Genomic DNA, 6000 nt, shown 5'->3' with positions numbered 1-6000 from the left:
CACGCGGCCAGCCCGGCGTTCCCCAGCGCCGCGGCGCGGGCGTCGTCGATCCCGGGCGGAACCGGCAGGGCGTAGTCCAGATTGGCCAGGGTACGCTCGGCCATCGATCCGTAGGGCGCGGGGATGGCGTTGACATTGAGATACAGCCGCTCCCCCTCCTCGGTGCACACCACCGCTTCGCGACCGACCACTGCCGGCCAGTTCGAGGGGCTGAAATAGTGCCGCCCCTCGGCGATCATCACGTCCAGATTGGTCAGGGCCGCGGCGCGGACCGAAACGACCCGATGCCCGGGCTGGGCCGTGGGCTCGGGCCAGGGTCCGTATTCGGGCGCAGAATCCCTAGTAACCGTTACCGCGTGCATCGTTGCCTCCGGATTGTGTGTGTTGTTGACGCCAGCGGCTCAGCGCCGCTCGACGAACGGCAGCAGCGCGGTCGCATCGGCGTCCGCGATGCCGAGGTCCCTGGCCTGGCGGTAGATCGCGTCTGCCGCCTCCGCGAGCTCGAGCCGGCCGCTCGAGGCGCGCAGCACCAGGGCGAGGTCCTTGGCGAAGGTGCCGACCGAGACGATCGCCGGTTCGTCCACGCCCGCCGCCATGCGGCGGCCGATGATCTGGAACGGCAGGGAATCGGCCCACCCGCCGGCGAGGGCGTCAGGAAGCGCGTTGGGGTCGATGCCGTTGGCCCGGGCCAGCGCCAGGGCCTCCGCCACAGCGACCACGTTCACGGCCACGATAAGCTGGTTGCACAGCTTTGCGGCCTGCCCGGCGCCAAGCGGTCCGAGGTGGCAGACGCGTTTGGCCAAGTGCGCGAGCAGCGGTCGGACGGCGTCGACGTCGGGGGGCTCGCCGCCGCACAGGATCACGAGCTCGCCGCGCTCGGCGCCCTGGACGCCGCCGGTTACCGGCGCATCAACCCAGCGCACGCTGGGATTCGCCGCCTGCACGATGGCGGCGAGCGCTCGGGTCGGTCCAGGCCCCACCGTCGAGAAATCAACGATGATCGCGCCGGGCTTCAGGGCCCCCAAGGCGTCCGGGGCGCCGAGGAGCAGGTCCTCGATCGCAAGCGCGTCGGTGAGGCAGAGGCAGACCACATCGGCAGCCGCGACCGCCTCGGCCGGCGAGGTCGTCAGGATCGCCCCCGCCTCGACGAGGGGCGCGGCCTTGCCCGCCGACCTGTTCCAGACCGCGACCCGATAGCCCGCGGCGAGCAGGCGGCCGGCCATAGGCCGGCCCATCAGCCCGATCCCGAGGAAGGCGATAGCCGTCATTCGGCGACCCCTTCAGCTTCCCGGACCCAGATCAGGCCTTCGACCGCGCCGGCGGCTGGCCGATACTCGCAGCCCACACGGCCGGGATAGCGGGCGCGATCGAACAGCGCGAAGATCTCGCGCAGCGGCAGGCTCTCGGACGAAGGCTCATGGCGGTCCGGCACGCCCGCGATCTGAACGTGGGTGGTGATGGGCAGAAGCGTCTCGAGATGCCCAAGGACTGGGTAGCCCATCTTGCAGGCGTGATAGATGTCGTACTGCAGGCCCAGCCGGTTCTCCGGAAGCGCTTCGATCAGCTCCAAGGCCTGACCGAAGTCCCGCAGGAAGTAGCCCGGCATGTCTTGGGTGTTGATGGGCTCGACCAGGACCTCCACCCCATGGTCGCAGGCCATGTCCGCCGCCCAGTCAATGTTGTTCCAATAGGCGGCCATCGCTTGGGGATCGTGCGGCTCCGCGATCCCGGCCATGACGTGCAGTCGCCTGGCCGGCATCACGGCGGCGTAATCCAAGGCGGCCTGGATCCCGGCGCGGAACTCCGCCGTGCGCTCGGGTAGCGCCGCGAGGCCCCGTTCACCCCCCGCCCAGTCGCCGGGCGGGGCATTGAACACCGAGACGGAGAGCTGATTGTCGGCCAGGCGCCGGGCCACTTCGTCCGCCGCAAACTCATAGGGGAACAGGAATTCGACGCAGGTGAACCCCGCGTCGGCGGCGGCCGCGAAGCGGTCGAGGAACGACCATTCCTGGAAGAGGAAACTGAGGTTCGCCGACAAGCGCTGCTGCAGGATCGTCATGCGTGGAAGAGACCTCCGGGTCATGGCGCCGGGGGACCGGCGCGATGCCTCAAGACGCTAGGCCGCATCGACGACGCGCGCTTCGATCGCGCCCACGAGCTCCACTTCGCAGCGGACCACGTCGCCTGCCTTGAGGAAGGACGGGGGATGCATGCCGAGGCCGACCCCTTCGGGGGTGCCTGTCGCGATGACGTCGCCGGGCTCCAGCGTGCAGGCGATCGAGACGTAGGCGATCTGATCGTAGCAGTTGGAGATCATCTCCGAGGTGTTCGAAGACTGGCGGAGCTCGCCGTTCACCCAGCACCGCAGCGCCAGTTGATGCGGGTCCGGAACCTCGTCCGCGGTGACGATCCAGGGGCCGATGGGCCCGAAGGTGTCGAACGACTTGCCCATGGTGAAGCTCGGCGTGTGCCGCTGCCAGTCCCGGGCGGAGATGTCGTTCGAGACAACGTAGCCGAAGATGTAGTCGCGAGCCTTCTCCACCGGCACCCGGCGGGCCGTGCGTCCGATGACCACCCCAAGTTCCACTTCGTAGTCGAGCATCTCGGTGGCCGCGGGCTTCACGATGTCCGCGAAGGGGTCGTGGACGCAGGAGGTCTGCTTGTTGAACCAGTACTGGTAGGCCGGCCGCTCGATGCCTTCCCGCTTCGCCTCCGCGACGTGCTTGGCGTAGTTCATCCCGATCGCCAGGTACTTCGGCGGCCTGGGAATCGGCGCAAGAAGCCGGACGTCCTGCAGGGCGAGGTGCGGCGCGGTCGCAGCCTCGATCTTACGGAGCGCCTCCAGCACCCGGTCGCCGCCCGCAATCAGGTCGATCATGTCCGCGGGGATCGACGCGTCCGCGACGCTGAGGTCGATGACGCCGTCTCCCTTGACGAGGCCCAGGCCGATCCGGCCGCCGTGCTCGAAACGCGCAATCTTCATCTTGTCTCCTATGGTTTTTGAGTGGGCAGAGCGCCCGTCAGATGTCGGCGAAGGGGTGGGTCTCGGATTTCGCCCCGGGGTGGGTCACGGCGCCCGCCCAGGCGGGCCCCACGTTGCGCGCGTAGCGCCAGATGGCTCCGGACTGGTAGTCCGTCTCGGGCGCGCGCCACTGGGCGCGGCGCGATGCGAGGACATCTTCGGCCACCTCGAGGTCGATCGTCCCGGCGATCGCATCAATGCGGATGATGTCGCCGTCCCGCACGAGAGCGATCGGACCGCCGTCCGCGGCCTCCGGTCCCACATGGCCGATGCAGAAGCCGCGCGTCGCGCCGGAGAACCGCCCGTCCGTGATGAGCGCCACCTTCTCGCCGAGACCCAGGCCATACAAGGCTGCGGTCGTCGCGAGCATCTCCCGCATGCCCGGACCGCCTTTCGGGCCCTCGTAGCGGATCACGATGACACAGCCCTCGCGGATATCGCGGGCCTCCACCGCGGCGAACGCGTCCTCCTCGCACTCGAACACGCGCGCCGGCCCTTCGAATCGCAGTCGGGTCATTCCGGCCACCTTCACGATGGCGCCCTCCGGCGCGAGGCTTCCCCTCAGGCCGACCACTCCGCCGGTGGGCGAGAGCGGAGCCTTGACCTGGTGGATCACCTTCTGGTCCGGGTTCCACGTAATCTCCTCGAGGTTCTCGCCGATCGAGCGCCCGGTGACGGTCATGCAGTCGCCGTGGAGCAGGCCGTTCTCGAGCAGGGTCTTCATGAGCATGTAGACGCCCCCGGCCTCGTGCATGTCGCGGGCGACGTAGCGCCCGCCCGGCTTCAGATCGGCCAGGTAGGGCGTCGCCTTGAAGATCTCGGCCACGTCGAACAGGGAGAAGTCGACGCCGGCCTCGTTCGCCATCGCCGGCAGGTGCAGGGCCGCGTTGGTGGAGCCTCCGGTGGCGGCGACCACGCGCGCCGCGTTCACGAAGGCGTCCCGGGTGCAGATCGCGCGCGGCCGGAGATCGGCGGCGATGAGGGCGACAATCTGCCGGCCGGCGGCCCGCGCGATCTCGTCGCGCGAACGGTAAGGCGCAGGCGCCATGTTCGAGTTCGGGAGCGAGAGGCCGATCGCCTCGCCGACGCACGCCATGGTGTTGGCGGTGAACTGGCCGCCGCAGGCTCCGTGCCCCGGGCAAGCGGCCTTCTCGATCGCGGAAACGTGGGAAAGCGGACAAGCGCCGGCGGCGTACTGACCAACCACCTCGAACACGTCCTGGACGGTGAGCTCGCGCCCTTCGTGCACGCCCGGCAGGATCGAGCCGCCATAGACGAAGATGGACGGCACGTTCAGGCGGAGCATGGCCATCATCATGCCCGGTAGGGACTTGTCGCACCCCGCGAAGCCGACGAGGGCGTCATAGCAGTGCCCGCGCACGCTGAGCTCGATCGAGTCGGCGATCACCTCCCGGCTGACCAGCGAGGCCTTCATGCCCTGGTGCCCCATGGCGATGCCGTCAGTGACGGTGATGGTGTTGAAGCGGCGGGGCGTCCCGCCGGCCTCAGACACGCCGAGCCGGCAGATGTCGGCCTGGGCGTCCAGGGTGGTGTTGCAGGGAGCCGAGTCGTTGCCCGCGGAGACGACGCCCACGAACGGCTGCGCGATCTCCTCCTCGGTCATGCCCATCGCGTAATAGTAGCTGCGCTGAGGCGCACGCTGCGGCCCGACCGACACGTAACGGCTGGGGAGGCGGGATTTGTCTATGCCCATCGAACTTGGTCTGTCCGTCCGTGAAACCATCGCCCCGCCTTGAGGCGGGGGGCCGGCGGACAAGGACCACACGCCCAGGCTTGCGACAGTGTCCGCTGGCGCCACGCCTGGGCGCGTCGGCCATTCAAATCAGGACCTTGCAGGTAGAAGCGAGGCTCGAGATCGCGCCTTGGGTGGTGGCGCCAAGGGACAGTGTGAGGGCCAACGGCGAAGACTAGCCTTGCTGACAATCGACGCGACCGCGCCCGCGATCCGGGCGCGTGTGGCGTGGTGCAGCAGGGACGACGAAGAAGATGGGTTCCGCTTCAATCGACCAAGCGCCGCCGGCCGGGGCAGTGCACTCGCTCGACCACTTCGCGTTGTCGGTTCCCGATCTCGGCCTGGCGCGACAGTTCTACGAAAGCTTCGGGCTGGACGTCCGCGTCGCCGATCGAGGCCTCGAACTCCGCACCTTCGGGGGCGAGCACGTCTGGGCCCGGATCGCCGAGGCCCCCCGGAAGAAGCTCGAATACATCTGCTTCGGAGCGTTCGCGCCGGACCTTCCGGTGATCGCTGCCCGGCTCCGGGAGCTGGATACCCCGCAGCTTCCGCCGCCGGACGGAGAGCCGGACGGCGCGCTGTGGTTCCGCGACCCCGCGGGGATCCTGCTGCAGGTCCGTACGGCGCCCAAGTCGTCGCCCGACGAAAAGCGACCTGCGGTCCCGCCCCCGCCGTTCAACCACGAGCGCGCCTCGCCCTACCGGGACGCGCGCCCGGACGTGCGCCCCATCGGCCTTTCGCACGCCCTCTTCTTCCAGCCGGACATGAGGCGGGCGATCGAGTTCTACACAGCTGTGCTGGGCCTCAAGCTGTCGGACGACGCCGGCCCGGTCGCGTTCTTGCACGGGGTGCACGGCAGCGAGCACCATCTCATCGCCTTCGCCCACAACGAAGCAGGTCCCGGCTACCATCACAGCGCCTGGGCGGTGCGGTCCATCGAGGAGGTGGGCCTCGGCGCAGCCCAGATGGAGGACGCGGGCTACGCGCGCGGGTGGGGCCTCGGACGGCATGTCCTCGGCTCCAACTACTTCCACTACGTACGCGACCCCTGGGGCAGCTACGCGGAATACAGCTTCGACATCGACTACATTCCGCGCGGCTACGACTGGGTGGGAGGCCACCCCGATCCCGAGAACAGCTTCTATCTCTGGGGTCCCAATCCGCCCGAAGACTTCACGCGGAACTACGAGGCGGAGCCCGCCTGACCGCCGCCTCCCCGTCTGCA

5 protein-coding genes and 1 pseudogene are annotated in these 6000 nt (G+C 69.0%); 1 reads left to right on the top strand and 5 read right to left on the bottom strand.

The genetic code is table 11. The features are described from left to right. From RIF93_RS06370 to ilvD, 5 genes and pseudogenes are all read right to left on the bottom strand, one after another. A pseudogene (locus tag RIF93_RS06370) lies at positions 1-362 on the bottom strand (hypothetical protein); the annotation flags it as partial. Positions 363-401: 39 nt separating this feature from the next. Continuing rightward, positions 402-1268 carry an NAD(P)-dependent oxidoreductase gene (locus tag RIF93_RS06365; RefSeq protein ID WP_309089555.1) on the bottom strand — a complete coding sequence of 289 codons (867 nt, stop codon included), beginning with the start codon at positions 1266-1268 and terminating at the stop codon, positions 402-404. Beyond that, the gene (locus RIF93_RS06360; RefSeq protein ID WP_309089553.1) at positions 1265-2059 is read right to left on the bottom strand and encodes a TIM barrel protein; all 795 of its coding nucleotides are present in this window, start codon (positions 2057-2059) and stop codon (positions 1265-1267) included. Before RIF93_RS06360 ends, RIF93_RS06365 begins: the two co-directional genes overlap by 4 nt. Positions 2060-2116: 57 nt before the next feature. Then, positions 2117-2983, bottom strand: a complete 867-nt coding sequence (locus RIF93_RS06355) for a fumarylacetoacetate hydrolase family protein (RefSeq protein WP_309089551.1) — start codon at positions 2981-2983, stop codon at positions 2117-2119. 37 nt (positions 2984-3020) lie between these two features. After that, complete coding sequence (gene ilvD, locus RIF93_RS06350; RefSeq protein WP_309089549.1) at positions 3021-4736, bottom strand: dihydroxy-acid dehydratase; 1716 nt, start codon at positions 4734-4736, stop codon at positions 3021-3023. A 293-nt stretch (positions 4737-5029) separates the two neighbouring features. On the opposite strand from ilvD, the gene RIF93_RS06345 reads away from it, so the two are divergent. Next, entirely contained in the window at positions 5030-5980 is a 951-nt protein-coding gene (locus RIF93_RS06345) for a VOC family protein (protein ID WP_309089547.1), read from the top strand. Positions 5981-6000 lie beyond the last annotated feature (20 nt).

Origin of the sequence: Phenylobacterium sp., assembly GCF_031181185.1 — a bacterium.
Classification (GTDB): Bacteria; Pseudomonadota; Alphaproteobacteria; order Caulobacterales; family Caulobacteraceae; genus Phenylobacterium.
This window is presented reverse-complemented; position numbering and strand designations above follow the sequence as displayed.

Bases quoted from the DNA above. Each gene is read 5' to 3' on its own strand.
- RIF93_RS06365 (WP_309089555.1), bottom strand. From the start codon at position 1,268: ATGACGGCTATCGCCTTCCTCGGGATCGGGCTGATGGGCCGGCCTATG.
- ilvD (WP_309089549.1), bottom strand. From the start codon at position 4,736: ATGGGCATAGACAAATCCCGCCTCCCCAGCCGTTACGTGTCGGTCGGG.
- RIF93_RS06355 (WP_309089551.1), bottom strand. From the start codon at position 2,983: ATGAAGATTGCGCGTTTCGAGCACGGCGGCCGGATCGGCCTGGGCCTC.
- RIF93_RS06360 (WP_309089553.1), bottom strand. From the start codon at position 2,059: ATGACGATCCTGCAGCAGCGCTTGTCGGCGAACCTCAGTTTCCTCTTC.
- RIF93_RS06345 (WP_309089547.1), top strand. From the start codon at position 5,030: ATGGGTTCCGCTTCAATCGACCAAGCGCCGCCGGCCGGGGCAGTGCAC.